The sequence below is a fragment of the Paenibacillus tuaregi genome (genome assembly GCF_900086655.1).
Lineage (GTDB): Bacteria > Bacillota > Bacilli > Paenibacillales > Paenibacillaceae > Fontibacillus > Fontibacillus tuaregi.
In genome coordinates this window covers 2,065,285-2,088,809 of sequence record NZ_LT575476.1, presented here as the reverse complement: position 1 = coordinate 2,088,809, position 23,525 = coordinate 2,065,285, and the positions used below count along the sequence as shown (strand labels likewise).

The window sequence follows — 23,525 nt, the reverse complement described above, 5'->3', positions numbered from 1 at the left end:
GGTTATCCGCGGTTAACATAAAGCCCGCAGTAATCCATAGCTAACTCACAAAACATCATATTGGCCCATGAGAACCAGGGACGTGTGTATTCGGACGGGTTATCCGCATGAAAGCCTTCATGCATCAGCCCCGTGCCTGCCTCCGTCGTACTCATCAAGCGAAGCATTCTTTCCTTCTCATCCCGGCTCTCCGCAGTCAACCCCTGCACCGCAAGAGCAATGTGCCAGATATAACGTTCAGGCGTATGCGGACTTCCAATTCCTTCTGCTGCCTGACCCTTGTAGAAATACGGGTTCGCTTCGCTAAGAATGAATTTACGGGTATTCCGGTATACCGGATCATCCGGGCTGCAATAACCAAGATAAGGAATCGATAGAAGGCTTGGCACATTGGCGTCGTCCATCAGGTTGTAGCGGCCGAGCCCATCCGTCTCATAAGCATAAATCCTGCCATATTCGGGGTGGTCGTAAACTCCGTACTCTTGAATGCCCCGATCGATCTCAGCTGCCAGCTCCAGCGCCCGGTTCTCAAGATCCTTATCTTTGAGAACTTCCCGGGCAATCTCTGCCAGATAGTTCAGTACAACAACGGCAAACATGTTCGAGGGCACCAGATAACCGTACTGACAAGCATCATCACTGGGACGAAACGCCGACCAGGTCATACCGGTATATCCGGTTTCAGGGCCTTTTCCTTCTCTGGTCAGCGTATCTGTTACAGCCCCGCCCGATCGTTGGAAACGGTAGGAGGAATCCTTCTCATGGTTCTGTTCCGTCTTCCACAGTTCTAGAATCTTCTCTGCTGATTTCTTGAAAACCCCCTTGAACTGCGATATTCTCCCGGTATTCTTCCACAGCAGATAACTCAGCTGCAGAGGATAGCATAAGGAGTCTATCTCATACTTCCGCTCCCATATCCATGGAGACATGTCTGTATCATCATCTTGGTGTCCATGTCCATTTGGCGATTCGTTGAATGCGTTTGCATAACCATCCAATGTAATATACTGCAGCTGCCTCAAGACCAACCCTTCAATCATATCTGCCACATCTTCATCCTGCCCGGCTAGAACCAGAAAGGGCCTAACCTGGGCGGCTGAGTCACGCAGCCACATGGCTGGTATATCCCCCGTAATCACAAATGTGGTTCTGTCCTCCAGCCTCTTAATTGTGGTTCCCCAAGTGTTCTGCATCCCGCCTTTAAAAATCTCCAAAATTCTCGGCATTTCCTTCAGCTTCTCGGACATTAGTTCAGTCATCCGGCTCCAAGGCACAGTTATCTGGTCCATCCGCTCCACAACAATCAACCCCTAACCATTATATCAACCTTATGTTTAACTTCTTGATTAACATTATAAAAACACAAATATAATATGTCAATATATTTTATATACCATTCCAATATATTAATATACTATTATATCATTAAAATAAAACAGCCCACCGATAGCCTGGTGGGCTGTTTCAAATACACTTGCATCTTCGGTTTTCAAGTTAGCTCCGAACCCGGCCTGTTGATGAGCCGGTAATCAACTCGGCTTCAAGCATAACCTTGGGAGGCACAGCTTCCCCCTTCTTCAGCTTGAGCACATTCTCAAACGCTGCCCTGCCCATCTCCTCCTGCCTTTGTCTCATATGGGTGAACAGAAATCCCCCTGTGTACTCAGGACTATCAAAGCAGACGATCGAGATATCCCCCGGTATGTCCATCCCGAGTTCACTTGCGGCCTCATATGCCAGTTGGGCAATGTTATGCTCAAGCGCAAAAATGGCTGTAATCTGCGGATGATCTTGGAGATGGCGCTTGATTCTCTCCTTCTCCCTAAGCTTATTCTCTGGAGTGAAGGCTGTTGGCAGCGTAGCCATGATCTCTTGAATCCAAAGCTCGCGGTCCACCACGATTCCGCTCTCGGCATGCGCCTGTATAAAGCCCTCGATACGGTCTTCAATAGCTGTTGTATCCTGCGGCGGTGTCGTTAACAAAGCGATGTGGCTGTGCCCGAGCGTAAATAAATAATTGATGAGCTGTCTGGCAGCTGCCGCATTGTCTGTGCTGATGGAACTTGCAGAGATGCCTTTCAGATGGCGGTCAAGCAGAACCAGCGGATATCTGTCAATCACAAGCTTAAGGATCTCGGCATTGAAATATTCGCCTTGGGCCGGAAATATAATCAAGCCATCGACGCCCAGTTCCAGCAGGCCTTTAATCGCTTCTTCTTCCCGGGCCGGTTCACCTAAAGATCTTCTTAGAACGAGGTACGCATCATGGGTCCGGGAAGCCTCTTCCATGCCATAAATTAATCCCGTGCCATAGCTGTCGCCAAAATCGGTCATCACTAGTCCAATAAGCAGCTTGTCCGCTTCCCTGCGTCCCTTTGTGCCCAGAAGATAGCCACTTTGAGAACCTGCATCAGAATTATCTTCGGCTACGAACGAACCCCTGCCAGGCTGGCGTACGATAATCCCTTCCTGAGTAAGTAGTTCCAGCGCCTTCTTGCTGGTAATCCGGCTAACTTTATAAATCTCTCCGAGCTCCTTCTCGGAAGGTATCCGTTCTCCCGGCTCATATTTGCCAGAATGGATTTGATGGAGTAAATCTTCAAATATTTGTTCATACATAGGTTTCGAGGATGATTCATGAGACACAATAGGCACCTCCAAAAACAAAACACGTCATCTGACATTCGTTTGTTTTCTAATTTACTATAATGCATATAATAACATATCATGATATATACATTTTGTGAATAGGAAGGCCTTCTTTATACGTTTAATGTCCCCGAAGCAGTCTATTCACCGTCTCCCGCCGAACCCCGATTAACTGGCCGATCTCTTCTTGAGTCAAATATTCCGTTAGCGGCACACCATGGACATAACTATTCAGCCATTTGGTCAGCAGCTCCAGCCTCTCCGCAGGCGTTCCTACCGTAAGGTGGTCTAAACGCTCCTGCATAAAGCGGACCTTGGCCTGAAGCAGCTTGGCAACCTCCAGCGCCTTTTTCGGGTCCTCCTCCAGCTCACGATACCACTCTTCGGCCACAATGGGTTCCACCTCACTGGTTACTAAAGCAATGGCTGTCCCATGGGTATCTTTCGGAGATATCAGAGAATGATGCGGCACTGTTTCTCCGGGATACAGAATATTGAACAGAACCATGTTCCCGTTCTCATGCAGACGAGTAACCTTGAAGAGACCGGTCTTGATTTTGTACAAATAAGCCCCATCGTCACCTTGGTGGAACAAGATCTCTCCTTTGTGCAAAATCATGACAATCTCCCCTTATCTCTAACTTTATGCCAGTCTTTCCTTCACAAATCTACCTACATTGCCTATAGCCTGATCGGCTTCGGGCAGCAAGTAAGCGAGAAACTGGAACACACTCCACATATTGTCCCATATTTCCAGCCTGACATCCACCCCAGCTTCCCCAGCCCTTTGCTGAAGCCTTGTCGCATCACTCAGCAGCACCTCCCTGCTCCCGGCCTGAACCAGCAGCGGAGGCAGCCCATGGAGCGGCATACGAAGCGGTGACAATATTTCTGGGGCCGGGCCACCCCACCCCTCAATATATAGCTCTGCAATTCTCCGGTTCCCTTCCAGACTGCCAGTGGGGTCTGCTGCCCTGTTAATTATGTAGGACTCCCCCTCCAAATGAATCAAGTCGGTATGAGGAGACATAAGAAATCCTCCAGCCGGAAGTTCCTCGTTCCGGTCACGGAGAGTGAGCAGAGTCATTAAAGCCAAAGTTGCACCGACAGAGTCACCGCCAAAGACAATGTTATCCGCAGTATATCCTTGGTTTCTCAGCCATCTGTAGGCCTTAAGCGCATCCTCATTGGCCGCAGGGTACGAGTGCTCAGGAGCCAGCCTGTATTCGAAGGTTAATACTTTAATCCCGCTTGCCCGGGATATCCGGGCGGCCATATCCCTGTAATATTCGCATGTTCCCGCAGCAAAGCCACCCCCATGGAAATAGAGGATGGCCTGATGGTCTGCTGTGCCTTGGCCAAGTATTTTTACCCATTCGCCGGTTAATCCACTTACAAGTATTTTTTCAACGTCCAAATGGTCTAACTGGGGAACTCCCTCAGGTCGCCTGGACATTGCCTCTCGCAGCTGCTTAACGGGTCTTAGCGGGTCATAGTTCTGTCTAAGATGTTCAATAACGGCGTTCAGCATTGCAGGATTAGTGCGGGCTTCGGTCATTGTCTAACTACCTCCTACATGTATGATTATTCCTACTGTAGGACCTGTAGTCAGGTACAAGGTCAAGGCCGAATTTCCTGCTCCATACCCAAAACTTCAAGTACCTGCTGAATTTCAGGATGTTTATGTACGTCTTCCAAGCTAGTTCTTAGTTGTATCAGCATATTTATCGTATTCTGCTGTTTTGCGATCTCTGACTCAATGCTGTTCACTTTTCTGTCGATTAACGCTATGAAGTCATCTATTCTTATACTGTCCTTGCCGGCCTTCAAGGCTTTCCGGATTTCCTTTAATGAAAAACCGCATTCTTTGGCGTTCTTGATAAAAGCGAGCCGGGTTAACACCTCCTCCGAATACAAGCGGTATCCGGATTCGGTTCTTGAGGGGGTATCGATAAGACCATAATTCTCATAGTATCTGATGGTCTCCATGTTTAATTGTGCCATTCTTGCTACTTCTCCACGCAATAATCCACTCAATCCTAGATCCTCCCAACACTCTTACTAGCATTTATTCCAGTTTATCAGGTTTGCGGTTTAAAGTTAGCTATCGACTGCCTTTGAGCTGTCCTCTTCTCTTTATTCAAAAAAGAGACAGCCTAAAAAGGCTGTCTTCTTCTTAGTCGGTCTTCAGCACGGTCTTTGGAGGCTCGAAGCGCGTCCTCCAGGCCTCATAGCTGTGTACAGCCACTCCGGCGAAGGACTGATGCTTATCTCCCAGATCAACCAGCTTGTCCAGCTCTTGGTCAAGCACTGCCTCCGATTGGGCATAGAAGGATACACCTTCCCCTTCCTTGCTTTGGGCCAGCTCAACACCAACCCATATCTTCTTCTCCTGTCTGTCTGCCTCTTGCAGCAGATGTTCGGAAATATCATAGATTTGAGAAGCTTTGTCCCGGTAAGCCATAATAGCCAAATAATCCAGCTTATTGACCATCCATTCGCTCATCGGCTGTTTCCCGTTGCCGTTGGGATTATTGATCCCATTCAGCCAAAAGGGAACTGCCGCACCAACGGAGAGCCCCGCCTGCTTACCACTGTCACTCCACGCTCTCATATTTCCCATCCATTCCTGAAGCACGACCTTCCGCTTGCTCTTCCACTGCTTGAGCAGATAAGGCTCCACGTCGAATTGGACTCCTGTGAACCGCTCCTCCGGTTTGGAGCGGCTGTTGTAGCCCTTCACCCAATCAAGGAACTCATCCGCCTCAGCCTTGTGGTCATATAGAGCCCAGCCAGGCCTTCCATTGAGAGCGTGCACCTGAATCTTCTCTTTGGCTGCCTTGGAGATAAAGCTGCGGTACTTGTCCTCAGCCACATTCTCCCCAATCTGCAGGAAGATGACTTTTACTCCCTGCTCCTTGGAGAAGGATACGATATCATCGGCTTGATGAACAATCAGCCCCGTATCCCAAAGCCAGGTTGATTTCGTCTTCGGTGCGGAAGAATGCTTGTTCAGGAAAGGAATGAGAACGATCAAACCAATGATGACAGCCAGGAGCGCCATAATCCAACCCTTATACTTCATCATCATTTGACCGCCTCATCCCTTCTTGTCCAGTTATGTTATACAATCAGGGCTGGCTCATCCTGCAGAGTAACCTGCTGTACGGAATGGCCAATTTTATAGATGTGCGGGTTGGAGAATTCCTTGAAAGCATTGCGGGTGTCGAGAATTGGCACGCCCAAGTTTGCAATATCGCTGTAATTCAAATCGCTATGGTTGGTGATCAGAACGATGCAGTCATATTTCTTGAAGCTCTCCAGATCATAGGCAATGCTGTTCACTGTTCCGCCGACTTTATCACGGAAGCTTGTTGCATGCGGATCATAGTAGCTTACATAAGCACCGCTGTCTTTGAACAGTTCATAGACTTCAAGTCCTGGTGATTCGCGAAGATCCGCAATATCCGGCTTGTAGGCCATGCCAAGAATCAGAATGTTGGATTTCTTAATCGACTTAGCATACTCGTTCAGAATCTTCGAGGTCTTGTTCACAACATAGTATGGCATGTTGTCATTCGTAGACTGAGCAAGTTCAATAAATTGGCTGTAGAAGCGGAAGCCCTTCGCTTTCCAAGACAGATACATCGGATCAAGCGGAATGCAGTGGCCGCCGATGCCAGGACCTGGATAGAACGGCATGAAGCCGAACGGTTTTGTTTTTGCCGCGTCGATAACTTCCCAAATGTCGATGCCCATGCGGTCGCACATCATGGCCATTTCGTTGATGAAGGCAATGTTGACACTGCGGAATGTATTTTCCAGCAGCTTAGACATTTCTGCCACCTTTGGTGAAGTTACAGGGACCACGGTCTGGACATATTTACTGTAAAGCGCCTCGCCCAGCTTCAGGCAGGCCTCAGTTGTTCCGCCGATAACTTTCGGCGTGTTGAATGTATTAAATCGGGTGTTGGATGGATCCACCCGTTCCGGGGAGAAGCAGAGGAAGAAATCTTCACCCACAACATGACCCAGAGCTTCCAGCTCATGCTGGATCAGCTCTTCTGTCGTTCCCGGATAAGTAGTACTTTCCAATGTAATCAGTATGCCTTTTTTCATGTACTGTTTGATTTCGTCCACTACAGTCACAATATAGGAGGTATCCGGATCCTGATTCTCACTAAGCGGTGTTGGTACGCAGATGCTGATCGCGTCAATTTGCCGGATATGGCTGTAATCAGCCGTCGGCTTGAACCGGCCGGAGGCGATTACTTCCGCTAGAGTTTCATTGGAAATGTCGTGAATATAAGATTCTCCACGATATAGTTTATCAATCTTGGAGATATCCAGATCAATACCGATGACATGGAATCCCTGCTTAACCATCTCTACGGCAAGCGGCAGACCTACATAACCCAGTCCAACCACACCAAGTACGGCATTCTTCGATTCAATAGCACCCAATAAGTCATGGTATTCTTTATTCACAATCTCTCAGCCTCCATTTTATCTATTTAGTGTATTTGGGATAAATCCGCTGCTTAACCTTCTTAGTTAAAGCAACGGCGAATCCTTGCATCCAGTTCTACGGGCGAGAATGGCTTCGTAATATAGTCTTCCACTCCACTTTGGAAGCATTGACTAATGGTCTGCTCGACCTTCTGCTCTGTCAGAACAACAATTTTCGGGGACTTGCTTACATTCATATTTTGAATATGGTTAATGTAAGGCAGGCCATCAATGCCATATAGATTGAGCTCGGTAAGCACCATGTCCGGCTTCAGCTTCTCAATCATTTCGAGTGCGGATAGACCGTCCTCAGCTTCATACGTTTCATAGCCCTGCATCTGCAGGCGAATTTGAAGAAATTCACGGATGGTCGCATCGTTATCCACGATCAGAATACGGCTGCGTGCGGCTTTTACTTCTTCTTTGGAGAAGATGTGAATGTCGCCGGTTACGCTCCTCTTTGCGGACTCCGCCATTTGCTTGAGAACCGATTCTGTTGGTTCTCCTTGTTCAGGGAAGCTGGCCAGGGTAATGCGCGGATCTAGATCCGGCAGGGTCTCCTGAAGCCGCTGCTTGAGCAGCAGCCCTTCAAAATGTACAGCATCCAGAGTAAGTCCCGGCATAATAACAGCTAAAATTCCCTCTTCATTACTCCAAACTTCAAAGGAAAGATCAGGCTGAGACTCCAGTATTCCACGAACCTGGGCTTCCAAATGTGCAGGACCGTTCGCGGAATACAAGAATAACACTCCGCATACCTTCTGTTTGGCCGCTTTCACCCAATCCTCGATGTGCTGGTATAAGTTCTCTTGAATACCCGTTTGGAGCGTTGCCGTATTGGGCATTTCAATTCCCACCTTTCGTAAAGTTTGAATTTATATTGATTTATTGTCGGCATCACATCCTTCCCGTCAGGGGAAGCGTTGTTAATTATGCACTGCTTGGGGTTTCGCTTTTCTCTTTCCAGCTCTGCCTTGTCATAGCTCCCCAGGAGTTATTGTTCTGCAGGTACTGGATATGCCCCTGAATACGCCACAATGTCCCGAGCTGGGAGTATCCGAAAAATTTAAATGCCCCGTAAAACAGCATTTTGAACAAGTCGGAAATCTTGGTGAAGCGTTTGAAAGCAAGCTCCTCAAGCAGCAGTGCTCCAATGCTGAACAAATAACCGCTCAGGAAGTTAATCAATCCAAACACCACCAGAATCTTCCATTGAGTCATATCCAAGGCCACATAACCTGCAAGAGCAAGCAGACCGGTAAGCTTGAAATAAGGGTTCAAGGCTTCAAAAATAATGTTGTATGGCATGGTCAGAAGACCCATGACTTTATATTTCGGATTGAAGGCCATGTCGTAGTTCTCGATCATGTTCTTCAAGTTACCGCGTCCCCAGCGCTTGCGCTGGTTGGACAGGATATGGTACGTGTCCGGAGCCTGTGTCCAGCACACGGCCTCGGGACAGAAAGCGATCCGGTAGCGGAGCTTGTTCTCCAGCATGTACCTGTGAAGCTTGATAATAATGTTCATATCCTCGCCCGGGTAACCACCACGGTAGCCCCCAACCGCAATGACATAGTCCTTGCGGAACAGTCCAAACGCACCGGATACGATGATCAGTCCATTGATGGAGCTCCATCCGATCCGGCCGCCCAGAAATGCCTTGAGATACTCAATCGCCTGGAACATCGGCCACATCTTGTTAGGCAGGGAGAAGTCCTTAACCTGACCGTTCTCAATCAGACATCCATTGGCAATCCGGACATCTCCGCCGATGGCCACAGTTTCCTCCGGATTCTCCATGTACTGTCTGGCCATCCGGATCAAGGCGTCCTTCTCCAGAAGGGAGTCCGCATCAATTGAAGAAATCAGCGGATAATGGGACAGGTTGATTCCGGCATTCAAGGAGTCAGCCTTTCCTCCGTTTGGCTTATCAATTACAAACAGATGCGGATACTTAGGATTGTGGTAAACCCCGGTAATTGCCTGACAGTCAATGGAGTTTCTCATCTCGGGATTGGCCATCTTCTCGAGCTCGAACTCCTTGACCAAGACGCCTAGTGTGTCGTCTTTTGAACCATCGTTAATGACAATAACCTCATAGTTCGGATAGTTGAGAGTCAGCAGACATTTTACATTCTCAATAACGGTAACCTCTTCGTTATAGGCTGGTACCAGCAGCGATACTGCAGGCACCAGTTCCGAACCGGACAATGTGTTGTATTTCGAGTAAGCCGATCTCCTGAAGATGTTCATGATGTTCTTGAACGAAAACGCCAATACCGCAAAGTACAAAGCATTTACCGTCATTACATAATAAATTGCAAACAGTCCATAAATCAGCAGTATATCTCTAAGCAGAATAATCCCCTCCAACCGCTGCTACTTTGCGTACCGGTTTACGTTCGGTTACACCGAAATACCGGTCATAAAGCAGCCTTTTTTTGTTGAAGGAAACCATCTGATCCACCGCATGATGATCTGCTCCTTCACTCATCACCTTCTCAATATGGAAGAGCGCCGTCTCCCGCTCAACTCCCGAACCGCGCAGAGCCGTTTCGCACAGAATCTCAAATCCTGTCTCACCAAGCTTTGCCAGGCTCTCCGCACTGTTATTGCGAACCCACCAGTTCTCGTCACGCATAGCGTTTCTCAATAGTGGAATGCTGCCTGCCGCATGAAGCGAGCCAAGGGATTTGGCGATGGCCGCGCGAACTTCCCAGTTATTGTCCGACATAAGCTGCTTAATCGTCTCATCCTTCAGAACCGGATTAGAGCTTAGGTACAGCTTGACGGCTTCGGCACGCACATCCTTCTCTTCGGCGCCCACAAGCTTATCAAGTGCCGGAATCACCTCAGGGACAGCTTGCCCCCACATTGCGACAAGAGCGACCTTAACGAAGTCCGGATTTCCGTCTTCCAGAAACTGAAGCAGCAGCTTGCTGGAATCCAGATCTGTCTCCAGCAGCACGTCCGCTGCCAGATTATGAATCGGCTTGCCGTGACGCAGCATGAGGGTCAGCATTTCCTTAAGCTGGTCCTCCTGCTTCGCCGCCTTGGCGATGGCCCGTCCAAGTATAATTGTCAGCGGGCTGTACTTCTGTTTCCGCAGCATCTGGAGCAGACGGGGCACAGCTTCATGTGCCCGCATATTTCCCAGACGATAGGCCGCTTCGACCCGGCGTCCAAAGAACAGGCTCTCAAGCTGGTCCATCTCATCCTTCACGAAGCCGGCTCTTTCACACAGTTCAACGAGCCTGTTGCGAAGCTCTCCCTTGAACTGCTCGATCAATTCGGCCAGTTTATCCTGAATGACCCTTCTCTCCAGTGGCGCCAGCTTACCTGGCGGCACCGGAAGTTCACTGTTCTCGTGAAGGTGGGATTGGATAAATTTGAAATAATCCTGATGTTTAAGACGGTAATGCTCTTTCATTTTAAGCATCTTTAGGTGCTTGATTTTCATATAGAATAGGAGTGCAATTCCCAGTCCAATCAATCCGAGGCACACATAGACAAAATAAATAGCCACGGTGACATGTGAAAACATAATGCAATGAGACCTCCTCTATGAGTTCGTATTTACTGTGCTACTTGTTCATTTTTGAATAAACATCCTTCAGGTCGTAGTAGCCGGATTTGAGGTGTTCGGTGTATTCTACGGTCTCCCATGGACTCCACTTATAGATCGGCTGGTCTTTCAAATTCAGCGTACTTGCGCTGCCTCCCGGCCAGGATACCTGCTTCGTGCCGCGGTCAACAATCCACGGAACCAAGGTAATTCCTGCCGTTTTGGTCGTTGAGAACGTCCGGCCTTTCTTTAGCGGCGAATAATCGATGACCTGCTGTGAACTCGGATCTGCGAATCCAAGCAGCATCCATGGAATGCGTAGCTCTACCTGCTTACCGCTGTACTGCCATGAAGTCAGTGAATCGAACTGCGCACTTTTGCGGTCTGAAGTTCCTCTCTTAAGTGTCCCAACTGTCTCATCCTGGAATGGATGTGATGAGCGTGTATCCGGTGGTGTCATGGTCAAGCTGACGGCAAGCTTCCATGGCTGGAAAGCTTTCTGCTGCTCGCCCTTCAGTTCTGGAAGCATCCAGTATCCATACTGCCCATACAATCTGCGATGGAAATCATAAGAAGGAGCAATCTTAACCTGGGTCTCATTGTCCTTTCCGATCACAATCAAATTCTCGAGCCCGTCACTAAGCTTTTTGTTCGGCAATTCCTTAACCGGTTGATCGCCACCGGGTTCCGTATCAGTCCCCAGGTACAGCAAGGATTTTTGCGGATCAAAATCTTTGTCCAGATCAAGCCCGATATACACATAGGCTTCATCATGAGTGACTCTCATGCGGTTGATGCCCGGTACAGTCTTCTGCCACTCCGTAACCTGTTCCTTCGGAAGCGTGTCCCAATCATCCAGTTTGCCGTCAATAATAATTTTGTCGGACTTGCCAGACCCCATGGAGACCACACCGAACTGTTTCTCGTTCGTCAGGACGTTCAGCCAATAAGAGCGCCGGTCAGCCGGGATTTCGAAGCGCATGGTATTCCATGTCTTCTTGAACCATTCATCCTGCCACATAAACAGGATAGCTCCAGAGTAGCCTTCATCATAAATATCTTTAGTGAGGGAAGCATTGATCTCACCCTGCTCCTTCTCGTTGTGCCCGCCCTGATTGCGTCCTCCAGGACCAAGATGTGACACCCCCAAAGAGGAAGGTACGCCATACTCTGTAACCATAATCGGGATATCCTTGTAATAAGCTTTAAGCTTGCGCAGATAGGCCTTGTAAGTGTTGAATCCGCCCTTCCCGTCCGGAATCGTCTCCAGCGTCTTATCCAGGTGGAAGAAGTCGGGATAGTACGGATATACGTGATATGCCGCGAAGTATCCAGCCTCCCAATCTACCGGTTTAACGTGAGTTGCATCCACACTGACGAGATCCTCTTGGAATAGAGGCTCACCCGGGTGCTTAAGCACGTCGGTGGTAACCCAGTTCGTGAAAGTAACCGGATGCTCCCATCCGTAACTTTTCTCTTTGGTCGCCGCCCGGTCGAGCATGCTCGCAAGGAAGCTTTCAAACGGGCTTGCATCCTTGGTTGCACTGAAATACTTGCCCTGATACGGAGCTTGTCCGGCATGGACCTTATTGGTGTTCTCCACCATCTCCGGATCCCACTCGGTTCCAATATGCCAAGCCATCAGATAGGCACCGGCATTCGTTGTGTACTTGCCCCCAGCAAATCCCGGCTTAACAGGGATATCCAAATCCCCGTAAACTGCACTTACCGCCTTATCGATATCCTCTTCAAAAGCTTTCGGAATACCGCCGCCATAAGCATCCTTGGATTCAATCAGCTGCTCCTCTTGGGAGTACACTCCCTGAATGAAGTAGAGCGGATTCTCTCCCTTATCGCGGTTGAATTTAACTAAAGACGTATAAAACACGGGATTATGAATCGTATAGACCCGAATCACGTTGGCGCCCATATCATGAATCTGTTGAAACCATCTCAGGTAGTCCTCTTCGGTGGCCGGAAACTCACCGGGGAAATGCCCGGGTACGGTGGCCCCTAAGTTGACACCCTTAACAAAAATTTCCTTCCAATTGCCCTTTCCGTCGTACCTCAGAAATTTGTCTTTCGAGGTTTGAAACTTCATTTCCGCACCTTCCGAGGTAGCGTAACTTGTGTGGGATGGAGGAAGATACAGGAATACCAGGGAGGCTGCCCCTCCAATTAGGATAATTCCTAACGTAATCCATAGAATCATTCGTTTCCGCGCTAACTTTGACATCGGTATAAAACCCTTTCACCTCGCTATTTTTTTGTATGCAGGCGATCTTCATAGTATGGCTCTTCACACCTCCACTCCCTGTCGATACCTCTATGATTAACCAAGTGAACTCATAAAGTAACTAGGCGGATGGAAGCATTTTTTTTCGGGACTTTCATGAAATTTCCACTCCATTACAAAACATGTTTACAGATTTAACTGAAAAGGAAACGGAGTTGGAAGAGCAGCCTCGATCAAAACTTTAATTAACCTAATGATTGAGGTTTCTACTGATGAACCGCGCTGCAGCAGTGCTTCCTGCAGTTCCGTCATATTTTAACTTAATTTTTTGTAATATTAAACGCTAAAGATATATCGAAGTTGCGGTTTTTTTACATTGATTTCCAAAGTGGTTACAGAATTGATACCATAGTCTCATCCAAAAACCTCATAAAACCGCGATGCATCAACATTTATTAATTTTTGGAAGGTTACAAAAAAGGTAACATAGACCTAATCTAGGTCTCCTGGTTGCTAACCCTTTTCCCTTCCCTTAGAAATCCGGGACTCCCTCTCAATAAAACAGCCTTTTTTCCTAGGATCAGACTACCTAATCTTCTTTTTTATGTAAAAATTGTTAAGCTTGCTGCCTTTGTTGCCAATTTGCTTATTCCCTGATTTCCCTTGATTCGCCATGATTTCTTTCATTTCGACAGGTTCTGGATGGCATCGAAACTGCTGAAGGAGACGTGCCGGAGACATGAAGAAGAGCTGACACCGCCTTTTAGCCTAGATATCCGTTCGTTAAAGAGTGAAAGACCGTTAATAAAGTTGTCAATAAATCCATAAAATCTAATAAATGTAAATTAATTCTCTAAAATGTGACAAAATCGTTAAAAGCCGAACTTCTTAAATTCAACCTTTTTTTAAAACAAACCGGTTACATAGAAAAAGAGGCTGCCCTCTAGGGACAACCTCTTATTTAATTCAGGACATTTTGTGCCATGAGTCACTTCTAAGCGAACCAATCCTCAAGATTTGAGACGCCCTTCAGCCTGTCATAGGCCTCTGGAGACAGCTTTCCGCCGCCCTCCGCCTCCATGGCAAGCCACAACGCACCAACCACTGGCTCCACCTGTAATCGCACCACAGAGGCACCAGGAGCTGTCTCTTTTACATATTGCCGTATCTGGTCAATGATAATGTCCCCCTGACCACGGGCAAGAACGCTGCCGGCCATTACCACATCAAATGATTCCTGCTCCATGCCAAGACGTTTGATCACCGCACGTGCCGATTTGCCGAGTTCAACCCCCTGGAACCTGAGAATTTCCCCGGCAACCTCATCCCCCTCCGAGGCAGCCTGAAATACAAGCTTAACCAGATGCCTTGGCGGTATGCGGTCATGATCCATATAATCATCCACCATCTCCTGCACTGACTTATAGCCTAGCTCCTGTAGCACCAGTTCTGTAAGCCGGGTGGGCCTCTCTCGACCATCCCAAGCCCTTACAACAGACCGGAAGGCCTCGACCGCCAGTTCGCCCCCTCCTCCGTAATCCCCATACTGATAGGAGAAGCCGCCGCATTGATAGGTGATGCCCTCGGGGCTGCGGCCCGCACTGTTCGTTCCTGTTCCACAGATAAGTACAACACCATAAGGGCGGGTTGTGCCCGCCCGCAAAGCAATAATTGTATCACAATTCAGATCATAACGTTCAAATCCCAAGCTTCCAATCAGCGGCCTTAAGATTCGATAGTCCGCCTCTCTGTCCGCTCCAGCGAGCCCGAAATAGGCAAAGCTGATATCCTTCCTCGTGAGATTGGCCTCCTGCAGCGCCATTTCTACGGATTCCGTAATATTGCGCTTGGCCTCTTCATAATCGACCTGATGATTTCCGTTGCCGCTGCGGCCCTTGCCAACAACTACTCCCTGCTCATCCGCAATCAGCGTATAGGTTTTGGTTCCTCCCGCATCCAATCCTAAGTAATATTTCAACTCATTCACTCCCAAGCGATAGATAATCTTCTATGCTTGATCTCTGGAGGGCCTGGCTGTCGACTCCCGTATGATAAGCTCCGGATCAAGCTGAACTGTATGGTTGCGCTTGGACGAGCCTCTGATCATGCCCAGCAGGAGTTCCACGCCAAGCCGGCCAATCTTCTCCGCCGGTTGGCGGACTGTGGTCAGCATAGGACGGAACTCTGAAGCGATAATTTGATCGTCAAATCCGACTACCGACACATCGTTCGGAACCCGGATTCCCGCATTTTTAAAGGCATCCATAACCCCAAGCGCTATATAGTCATCTGCTGCAAAAATAGCTGTAGGCAGGTTACCTGATTCGACCCATGCGGATGCGATCTGGTTCCCTGATTTAATCTGGAACATCCCCTGCTCCACGGCAAAAGGGGTTAACCCCGCTTCTTCCATGGCTTGGCGGAAGCCTCTCTCCCGCTCCCGGCTGCTCAGGAAGAACTGCGGACCTGAAATATGGGCAATCTGCTTATGCCCAAGCTCAATCAAATGACGGGTGGCCTCATAACCACCCTTGAAGTTGTCGACAATGACCGATGGAGCAGAGGTGCCCGGCTGCTGGTTGTCGAGCATTACAAACGGGATATTCCGCTTTTTCAGCTCAAACATGGACTCATCCTCCTTAATCGGAGAGAGCATAATTACACCGTCAACCCGGTCCTCCTGCAGCATCAGCCGGTGCATCGACTCTTCCCTGCCCGTCACAATCGACAGGGCCAGAAAGTATCCCTGCTCCTCCAGCCGGTCACTGATCTCCTTAACTACTGCATCGAAGAAGGAATCGTGCAGGGTCGAGAGCGACAGGCCGATAATGCCTGTTCTTCCCCGGGCAAGACTCCGGGCAGCGGCATTGGGCTGATAATTCAGTTCCTTCATCGCCTGAAGAACCTTATCTCGGTTCTTCTCCCGGACTGATGGGGCATTATTTAACACCCGGGATACCGTCACAACGGATAACCCGGACTTTTTAGCTACATCAAAAATACTTACTTTCATACCGCAAACACTCCTATCCGCACTTTCGAGAATCAGATACTCCTACCGTATCACATTCTACTCTGCGGTAACAAAGAAAAATACAAGCGGCTGAGGAAGAAAATATTCTTTTCGTTCCCCAGCCTGCTCTTCCATTATTTATTTACACGATCCAGCAGCTTCTTAAGCTTCTCCTGAATGACCGGAAGAACATCTTCCACTTTCTTCTCGCCATTCTCTACTCCAGCCAGCTCGTTGATGAACAGTTCATTGATTTGGGAATAATTGTCCATCAGATGGTTATAAGATTCAAATCCGTATTTGAATGCACCTTCATAAACCTGTTTGATCTGTGCCGGCTCGATACCTTCGAAGCTTGCGTAGTACTTCTCAGCAGCTTTCTGGTTCACCGGCGGATTACCTCCGGACAGCTCGATGGATTTCTCCTGAACTTCCGTGGTGATCAAATATTTAATCCATTCGAGTGCCTCTTTCGGATGTTTGGAATCTTTCAGTACAAAGAGCGGGTCGACATACAGAACGCTGCGGACTTTCTCGTTCGGACCTTGTGGTATAGCGGCTACGCCCACTTTAAAGTTAAAGTTGTTCGATGAAGCCAGACTCCAGGAGCCCACCGCTGACATTCCGATCTTGCCGGACAGGAACGGATCTCCGAATTGTCCAGAGACAGATTTACTGAATGCTGGTGTCGGGGATACCTTCTTCTCCCAAATCAGGCTGTAAATTTGCTTGTAGGCATCGATAACATTCGGTTTATCCAGATTGATCTGGGATGGCTTGCCTCCGTTAGTCCAGGTGTCCTCCGAATATACGTCAGCCCCGAAATATTGAGGCCGCTGGTCTCTTTCACCCCAGCCGAAGTCAAGACCGTACTGGGCTTCCGCCAGGTTCTTGGAATCTACAGTCAGCTTCTTGGCATTCTCCACCATCTTGTCGAACGTCCAGCTCTTGTCCTCATAATCGGTCGGCGGATAGGCCACCCCTGCCTTATCAAACAGGTCTTTGTTGTACAGCAGGACGGAGACGTAGCTGTTAAGAGGAATACCGTAAGTCTTGCCGTCCACCTTGTAGATATCCATCAGGTTCTCCGGAATGTTATAATCCGATGCCTTGAAATCCTTCAGGTAAGGAGTCAGATCCGCCAACATGCCCTTGTTGTAATATTCCATAAAACCGCCATAGCCCCACTGAGAAGTTACATCCGGGCCATTCTTGGCTGCGATGGCAGACTGCAGCTTGGAGTCGAACTGTTCATATGGCGCCTTTGTCACTTTGATCTTGATATTCGGATGCTTCTTCTCAAAATCAGGGATTAGCTTCTCTACAAAAGTCCGGTCCGGAGAGTCAATCGTGTAGTGGGTAATCGTAACTACACCGTTCTCTTCGGCTGATTTGCTTCCTCCGCCGCACCCCGCAAGCACGGTTACTAATGACACACATAAAATTGCGGACAACCACCTTTTCTTCATAACCCAAACCTCCTGAATTTGTGTTCTCGTTTCTTTTTTTTGTAACCCAGGTAATACCCAATCCAGGTAATACCCAATCTATGTGAGCAGTTACTTGATGCCTGTAAGTACAATTCCTTCCACGAAACGCCGCTGCGCGACTGTGAAGAGCACAATGATTGGCAGGGACGACAGGATGGAAGCTGCCATCAGCAGGTTCCATGGCGCAAGCCGGAACTTCGATGACATCATGGAAGCGAGTCCGACCGGCAAGGTGAAATTCTCCTGGGAATCCAGGTAGAGCACAGGTGTGAGCAGGTCGTTCCAGTTCCAGATGAACGTAAAGATCGCACAGGTTGCAAGCGCCGGTCCGGCAAGCGGCAGCGTCAGATTGGCGAACAGCCTGAACTCGCTGCAGCCGTCCATACGTCCCGCATCGTACAGTTCATTTGGAATCGATGAGAAGAACTGGCGCAGGAGAAAGATCATATAAGCTGAACCGAAGAAATTCGGCAGGATCAGCGGCAGCAGCGTATCGTGCATGCCCATCTTTGTAAACAGCAGGAACTGTGGAATCATGATCGCCGGATAAGGCAGCATCAATGTGCTGAGTACGAGCATGAACATCAGATTGCTGACCTTCGTATGATATCTGGCGAACCCGAAGGCAACCAGCGAGGAGGACAGCAGCGTTCCGATTACAGCCAGCACCCCAACGATCAAGCTGTTCATATACTGCTGTCCGAACTTAATTTCTGTATTTGTGAACAGCTCCGAGAAGTTCTCCCAAGCAAAGGTCTGAGGGATCAGCGTCGGCGGGAAGGCCAACATCTCCTTCGAGTTCTTGAGTGAAGTAGTCACCATAAACCAGAGCGGCGCCAGCATAATCACCGTAACCAGAAGCAGGAGAATGAACCCGATAATCCGGTTCCAGGATAACGGTCTCCGCTTGGACTTCACCGGAACAGGAGCCGGAGCGGCAAGATTGATCTGTTCCATTAGTTCTTTCCTCCCTCATAATAAACGTACTTATTCGAGGTCTTCATGATCAGATATGTCACGATCATTACCGCGATCAGAAGCAGCCAGGCCATTGCTGAGGCATAACCATAACGGAAGTTCTTAAAGGCGTTGATATAGATGTTGTAGACGTAGAACCAGGTCGAGTAGCTAGGTCCCCCCTGGGTTACCGTATAAGCCTGGGTGAATACCTGGAATGACTCAATAATCCCCACGATGAACTGGAATAAGAATACCGGGGAGATCATCGGAAAAGTAACCGCCCAAAAGGTTCGCCACCGTCCGGCCCCATCCAGCTTAGCCGCTTCCAGAAGCGATGCCGGCACACCCTGCAGCCCCGCGAGGAAGATAAGCATGCCTGTTCCCATTCCCCAAAAAGACATAATAATCAGCGCCGTCATAGCGTATCTGGCATCCAGCAGCCAGGCTATAGGCTCTACACCGAACCATGACAGCACGTAGTTGAACAGCCCCGCCTGCGGATTGAACACCCAGAAGAACAGCAAGGACATGGCTACCCCTGAGATCATGCTCGGGAAGTAGATAGCCGTGCGGAAGAAGCCCTGCAGCGGCACCTTCTGGTTAATCAGAATCGCGAGCAGCAGAGATAACGTTAGAGTGAGTGGTACACTTACAAAAGTGTACTTCAGAGTAACGCTGATCGAATTCCAGAACTGCTCATCCTGAAAAAGCTCATTGAAATTTCCGAATCCGACCCATACCGGTTCATGAATTACATCATAGTCCGTAAAGCTGTAATACAGTGACGACAGGATCGGGTACAAGGTAAGTACAATAAATCCGATGAGCCACGGTGAGATAAACGCATAGAATGAGCGGGTTTCTCTCCTCCTGATCTTTCCTGCCATTTTCTCTGAACCCCTTTCTTAATTTAAGTTAAAGCGCTTTAACTTTTTGGAGAAAAAAATATATCCATCTCCTGTATTTATATAAAGCGTTTTCATTAGTATATTCGACATTGCTGGAAAAAATCAACACTAAATAATTTGATGCGCTTTAATTTTGTGTTAAATTTTTGTCATTCCAAGCCCCTGCTGCCTTCTTACATACCAAAGAACAGACAGCGAATTCGCCACCTGTTCTTAATTAAACAGCTCAAACCAATAGGATCATATATTTTGACTTAAGCATGTTATTTATAATGTCCTCCAATTTTTCGCGACCTCTCCAGTGCCTGGCCTGATGAGGTTAAAGATGCGGCTCTAACAATAGCCGCGCTGCCGTACTTGTCCTTGATGGAGTCCGTGGCTCTGTTCAGAGCCTGGACTCTCTCCAGATCCTCAAAGAGGCTCAGCTGATATTCTTCATCGCTGACAAGCTGACTGAGAGTTACCCCGACCTGACGGACCGGCATGTGATCCCAGTGCTTGTAGAACAGGGCTTTCACTGCCCGGAATACCGTATTCGTATCATTTGTCGGATCGGAAATTTTCATCTGACGCGAGAACCCCGTCGGGTCATCATAAGGGCTGCACATGCAGTTCACCGACACCACCTGGCCCATATATCCCTTCCGTCGGGAATCCCGGCATACCTCCTCTGTAATTTCCAGCAGCACCGTGTTAATATGCTCTTCCTGAGTATAATCCTGCGGAAGGGTCATCATATGGCCGATAGACTTGGGAGGTGTGTTGAACGTAGCCGGTGTCACTGGAGAGTCGTCTATGCCGTTGGCTGTTCTCCACATCACCTCAGCATGGATATCGCTCTGTTTGCCAAACCGTGCCCGGAACTTCTCCTTAAGCCGGGGCAGCGGCGTTCTGGCCACATCCCCGATCGTATACATCCCGAGGCTCAGAAAATGGTTTCGCATCCGGGAGCCTACCCCGAACATTTTGTCCACCGGTTGCTCCCACAGCGTCTTGGCCAGCTCTGCCTTATTTAGAACGTAAATGCCGTCTTTATTTTTCTTCGCCCAGATATCCGTGGCCGCCTTGGCCAGCGTCTTATTCGAGCTGATTCCAAAGCGCACCCGGACTCCGGTTTCCTTAAGCACTTTCTGCTGAATTGACCAAGCCATCGTATAAGGGTCCCCAAAAATCCGAAGACTTCCCGTCACATCCAGGAACTGCTCGTCAATGGAGAAGACCTCAACCAGATCGGTATACTGCTCGTAAATTTTAGTAATTTTAAGGGAAATATCAATATACCGCTGCATTCTTGGCTTCACTACAACCACATCAGGACACTTCCTAAGCGCCTCCCCAAGCCGCTCGGCCGTAGTTATTCCATAGCCCTTGGCAAGAGGACAGGCCGCCAGAATAATGCCCGATCTGCGGGCCGGGTCCCCGGCGACAACCAAAGGGCGGTCCTTATAAGCATCATGCTCGGCTTTCTCCACACTCGCATAGAACGACTGACAGTCTCCCAGCATAATGACCCGTTCTGCTGCTTTCACTTAAACGCCACCTCTTCCAGGTAGAAGATTACGCGCCTGTCGATCTCTGCTTTGGCAAAGCCCCACAGCATGGAGAACTCATATTGATACCCCCGGCATAAGTACTTTGCCTCAAGCCCAGCCCGGGTGCGATGCTGCTCATACACCTTAATGCCATGCTGACGCATCTGCTGCCGGATCTGGGCCAGCTCGCGGGTGATCCGCGCCTGCAATTTGCGCAGCACATCCGTATACAGCTCAGGCAGCTTGAAGGGGCTGGCGTCTGAGGAGATCAGCCTCAAATCCCTCTCCATCAAATCGAGAATCAGCGGCAGCAGAACATATTCCTTCACCCAATCGGCCTCTTCCTCCGTTCTGTAAGGAACCGGCTTCATAAGGCAGAACTTCCTTCACCTAAAGCCGTATGCTCATCCGCATCTTTAATCCGTTTATCATCCGCCGGACTGCTGCACGTACATTCATTCATCACCTATTCACCACCGACAGGAACGTTTGTTCTTATTATATTCATAATACGAACAAATATTCCCCGTGACAACAGGTTATTATTGGGCTTTCATCCTTGAATAGACTATATTGGACGGACCTTATTGTTCTGTAAGAATTAGCGGCCCGTCTGCGGTAACCGCAATCGTGTGCTCATATTGGGCAGACAGCTTGCCGTCCGCGGTCCGGGCCGTCCAGCCATCCTCATCGATGGTGATCCGGTACGTTCCTTCGTTGATCATCGGCTCCACGGTGAAGACCATGCCCTCCTTCAGACGGATGCCTTTCCCAGCTACACCAACATGCTCGTAATTAGGCTCTTCATGCAGGGAACGGCCAATGCCATGCCCCAGCAGGTCCCGGACCACCGAGAAGCCGTTGCTCTCCGCATGCTTCTGAATGGCAGACACCACATCCCCCAGCCGGTTACCCGGGACAGCTTGTTCAATGCCCAGGTACATACATTCACGCGTAACCCGCATCAGCTTCCGGGCAGCTTCACTGACCTCTCCGACCTCATAACACCAAGCCGAATCTCCAAACCAGCCGTCACACTCTACCACGATATCAATCTTCGCGATATCGCCTTCCTTCAGCGGCGTAGGCCCTGGGAAGCCATGAGCAACAACATCATTGATGGAAGCACAGGTCTCTGCCGGAAAACCATTGTATCCTTTTGTAAACTGCTTGCCTCCCAGCTTAATAATATGCTTGGCAACCATATCATTAATCTCCGCAGTTGTTATTCCAGGGGCAATCACCTTGGCAATCTCCCGGTGGCAGTCAGCCACAATTTGGCTAGCTCTACGCATAGCCTCAATCTCTTGCTTGGATTTCAATACAATCACAGTTCATCTGCCCCTCTCGTCTTGAAGCCCGCCAACAGCAGCTTCACAATATCTTCCTCGTTCATCTCATCCGAAGTCCCATACACCAACAGTCCGGCACACCCGACCAGACCGGCGATCATCAAAGCAGCTAGCTGCTCCTGCCGTTTAGCTTCGGTTCCCGGTTTCAGGGTTCCGGCTATCGATTTAATAACCACCTGTCTAAAGCCCTCAGCCAGTTCCCCAGCAACTGGAGCCGGAAGTTCCCTAAACTGCTCGCATCCGAGCTTATAGAGAACGAATAAAGTCCGATCCTTGCCCCACCTTCGCAGCAGGGTCGTGCAGTAGTCATTGATCGACGGGTCTTTCCCGCTCAGATACCGCCCGGCAAGCTCAGCCGCTTCATTCAGTCCTTGTCTGAGCAAATCAGCCAGTAGATCATATTTGTTCTTGTAATAATGATATACCGTGCCATACCCCAGATCGGCCATGGCCGCCACATCGCGCATTTCCATATTAATGCCTTTGAGCACATAGGAATTGGCGGCGGCTTTCATAATCTGCGCCATACGGCGGACACGAATTTCCTCATTCTGCGCTTTCGTGCGGGGTGTCATAACGCATCTCCCCTTTTATTTTTTGACCTACAAACATGTCAATATAAAACTACTCCTTTCTGTTGAAAAAAGCAACATGTTGTTCGGCCATTTTTTTGCATAAAGGGAAGGAAGCAAAGGTTCGGCTTACGAAAAGGGGAAATATAACAAAGCAAGCCCTGTGCTACAGAGCACTGGCTTGCTTAAAAATGGAGTCGCTTGATCACCTGCAGAAACATAACAGGAACTTGGGCAAAAAAATCTCTTGCCTGAGCCCGAATCCCTGATCCGGAATGCTCCCGGATATACCTACATCGTGCGCAATGCTCCCTGTGCGCACGGATGCGTGGCCCGGGGCATGCTTGGATGGCTGGTCGGCCATATGCCGCTTTTTAACTTGTAATTTTTTTACTTGTAAGTGTTATGTTCGGTCTTATGAAACTTCTCGTTGTCCGTGTGCAGGGCCTCTTTCCTGCGGTCATTCCGCTTCTGTTGGAACTGCTGGGCCTGCTGGCTGGTGACAGGGGTTGTTTCGAGATCTTTTACCGTGTTCATCAGATTCTTGTCCGGCTGAATTGGGCTCATCATGAATTCCTCCTTAAAAAACGTAAGATGCAAGACGTGGGATACACATCAAGAGTAATACATCCTCTATTGTTGCAGGAATTGATGGTGGCTATTCACAGCGAATCAACAGGCTGAAGGTCTAACATTATAAACATAGCCCGGAGCCCACTAGGTTGATGTCACCCGACAG

The 23,525-nt window shown here is 48.9% G+C and carries 21 protein-coding genes; all 21 read right to left on the bottom strand.

Annotated features, from left to right (window positions below):
• Positions 1-2: 2 nt before the first annotated feature.
• Positions 3-1,289, bottom strand: a complete 1,287-nt coding sequence (locus tag BN6628_RS09560) for a glycoside hydrolase family 125 protein (RefSeq protein ID WP_068622148.1) — start codon at positions 1,287-1,289, stop codon at positions 3-5.
• Positions 1,290-1,494: 205 nt separating this feature from the next.
• On the bottom strand, positions 1,495-2,646 hold the full coding sequence (locus BN6628_RS09555) for a GntR family transcriptional regulator (RefSeq protein WP_235847613.1): 1,152 nt from the start codon (positions 2,644-2,646) through the stop codon (positions 1,495-1,497).
• Positions 2,647-2,770: 124 nt separating this feature from the next.
• On the bottom strand, positions 2,771-3,268 hold the full coding sequence (locus BN6628_RS09550) for a Crp/Fnr family transcriptional regulator (RefSeq protein WP_082926857.1): 498 nt from the start codon (positions 3,266-3,268) through the stop codon (positions 2,771-2,773).
• Positions 3,269-3,292: 24 nt separating this feature from the next.
• A complete protein-coding gene (locus tag BN6628_RS09545; protein WP_082926856.1) occupies positions 3,293-4,207 on the bottom strand; it encodes an alpha/beta hydrolase in 915 nt (304 codons plus the stop codon).
• A gap of 62 nt (positions 4,208-4,269) precedes the next feature.
• On the bottom strand, positions 4,270-4,686 hold the full coding sequence (locus BN6628_RS09540) for a MerR family transcriptional regulator (protein WP_148449276.1): 417 nt from the start codon (positions 4,684-4,686) through the stop codon (positions 4,270-4,272).
• Positions 4,687-4,825: 139 nt separating this feature from the next.
• Complete coding sequence (locus BN6628_RS09535) at positions 4,826-5,740, bottom strand: hypothetical protein (RefSeq protein WP_082926855.1); 915 nt, start codon at positions 5,738-5,740, stop codon at positions 4,826-4,828.
• 32 nt (positions 5,741-5,772) lie between these two features.
• A complete protein-coding gene (locus BN6628_RS09530; protein WP_068616819.1) occupies positions 5,773-7,137 on the bottom strand; it encodes a nucleotide sugar dehydrogenase in 1,365 nt (454 codons plus the stop codon).
• Between the two features lie 62 nt (positions 7,138-7,199).
• Entirely contained in the window at positions 7,200-8,003 is an 804-nt protein-coding gene (locus BN6628_RS09525) for a response regulator (RefSeq protein WP_068616817.1), read from the bottom strand.
• Positions 8,004-8,088: 85 nt separating this feature from the next.
• The gene (locus BN6628_RS09520; RefSeq protein ID WP_187386167.1) at positions 8,089-9,465 is read right to left on the bottom strand and encodes a glycosyltransferase family 2 protein; all 1,377 of its coding nucleotides are present in this window, start codon (positions 9,463-9,465) and stop codon (positions 8,089-8,091) included.
• Positions 9,466-9,508: 43 nt separating this feature from the next.
• Positions 9,509-10,702, bottom strand: coding sequence for a HEAT repeat domain-containing protein (locus BN6628_RS09515; RefSeq protein WP_068616815.1), 1,194 nt, complete (start codon positions 10,700-10,702; stop codon positions 9,509-9,511).
• 40 nt (positions 10,703-10,742) lie between these two features.
• Positions 10,743-12,959 carry a hypothetical protein gene (locus tag BN6628_RS09510; protein WP_068616813.1) on the bottom strand — a complete coding sequence of 739 codons (2,217 nt, stop codon included), beginning with the start codon at positions 12,957-12,959 and terminating at the stop codon, positions 10,743-10,745.
• Between the two features lie 994 nt (positions 12,960-13,953).
• A complete protein-coding gene (locus BN6628_RS09505) occupies positions 13,954-14,937 on the bottom strand; it encodes an N-acetylglucosamine kinase (protein ID WP_068616810.1) in 984 nt (327 codons plus the stop codon).
• A 30-nt stretch (positions 14,938-14,967) separates the two neighbouring features.
• The gene (locus tag BN6628_RS09500; protein WP_068616808.1) at positions 14,968-15,972 is read right to left on the bottom strand and encodes a LacI family DNA-binding transcriptional regulator; all 1,005 of its coding nucleotides are present in this window, start codon (positions 15,970-15,972) and stop codon (positions 14,968-14,970) included.
• A gap of 134 nt (positions 15,973-16,106) precedes the next feature.
• A complete protein-coding gene (locus tag BN6628_RS09495) occupies positions 16,107-17,441 on the bottom strand; it encodes an ABC transporter substrate-binding protein (protein ID WP_068616807.1) in 1,335 nt (444 codons plus the stop codon).
• 90 nt (positions 17,442-17,531) lie between these two features.
• Positions 17,532-18,419: a carbohydrate ABC transporter permease gene (locus BN6628_RS09490; protein WP_068616805.1), complete on the bottom strand. Its 888-nt coding sequence runs from the start codon at positions 18,417-18,419 to the stop codon at positions 17,532-17,534.
• Positions 18,419-19,309, bottom strand: a complete 891-nt coding sequence (locus tag BN6628_RS09485) for a carbohydrate ABC transporter permease (protein ID WP_068616803.1) — start codon at positions 19,307-19,309, stop codon at positions 18,419-18,421. The genes BN6628_RS09490 and BN6628_RS09485 overlap by 1 nt, the downstream gene beginning before the upstream one ends.
• Positions 19,310-19,593: 284 nt before the next feature.
• Positions 19,594-20,835, bottom strand: a complete 1,242-nt coding sequence (locus BN6628_RS09480) for a DNA polymerase IV (protein WP_068622138.1) — start codon at positions 20,833-20,835, stop codon at positions 19,594-19,596.
• A gap of 20 nt (positions 20,836-20,855) precedes the next feature.
• On the bottom strand, positions 20,856-21,233 hold the full coding sequence (locus BN6628_RS09475; protein WP_068616801.1) for a YhjD family protein: 378 nt from the start codon (positions 21,231-21,233) through the stop codon (positions 20,856-20,858).
• Between the two features lie 213 nt (positions 21,234-21,446).
• Positions 21,447-22,193: a type I methionyl aminopeptidase gene (gene map / locus BN6628_RS09470; protein ID WP_068616799.1), complete on the bottom strand. Its 747-nt coding sequence runs from the start codon at positions 22,191-22,193 to the stop codon at positions 21,447-21,449.
• Complete coding sequence (locus tag BN6628_RS09465; protein ID WP_068616796.1) at positions 22,190-22,789, bottom strand: TetR/AcrR family transcriptional regulator; 600 nt, start codon at positions 22,787-22,789, stop codon at positions 22,190-22,192. The genes map and BN6628_RS09465 overlap by 4 nt, the downstream gene beginning before the upstream one ends.
• A 387-nt stretch (positions 22,790-23,176) precedes the next feature.
• Positions 23,177-23,356, bottom strand: a complete 180-nt coding sequence (locus BN6628_RS26105; protein WP_148449275.1) for a hypothetical protein — start codon at positions 23,354-23,356, stop codon at positions 23,177-23,179.
• Positions 23,357-23,525 lie beyond the last annotated feature (169 nt).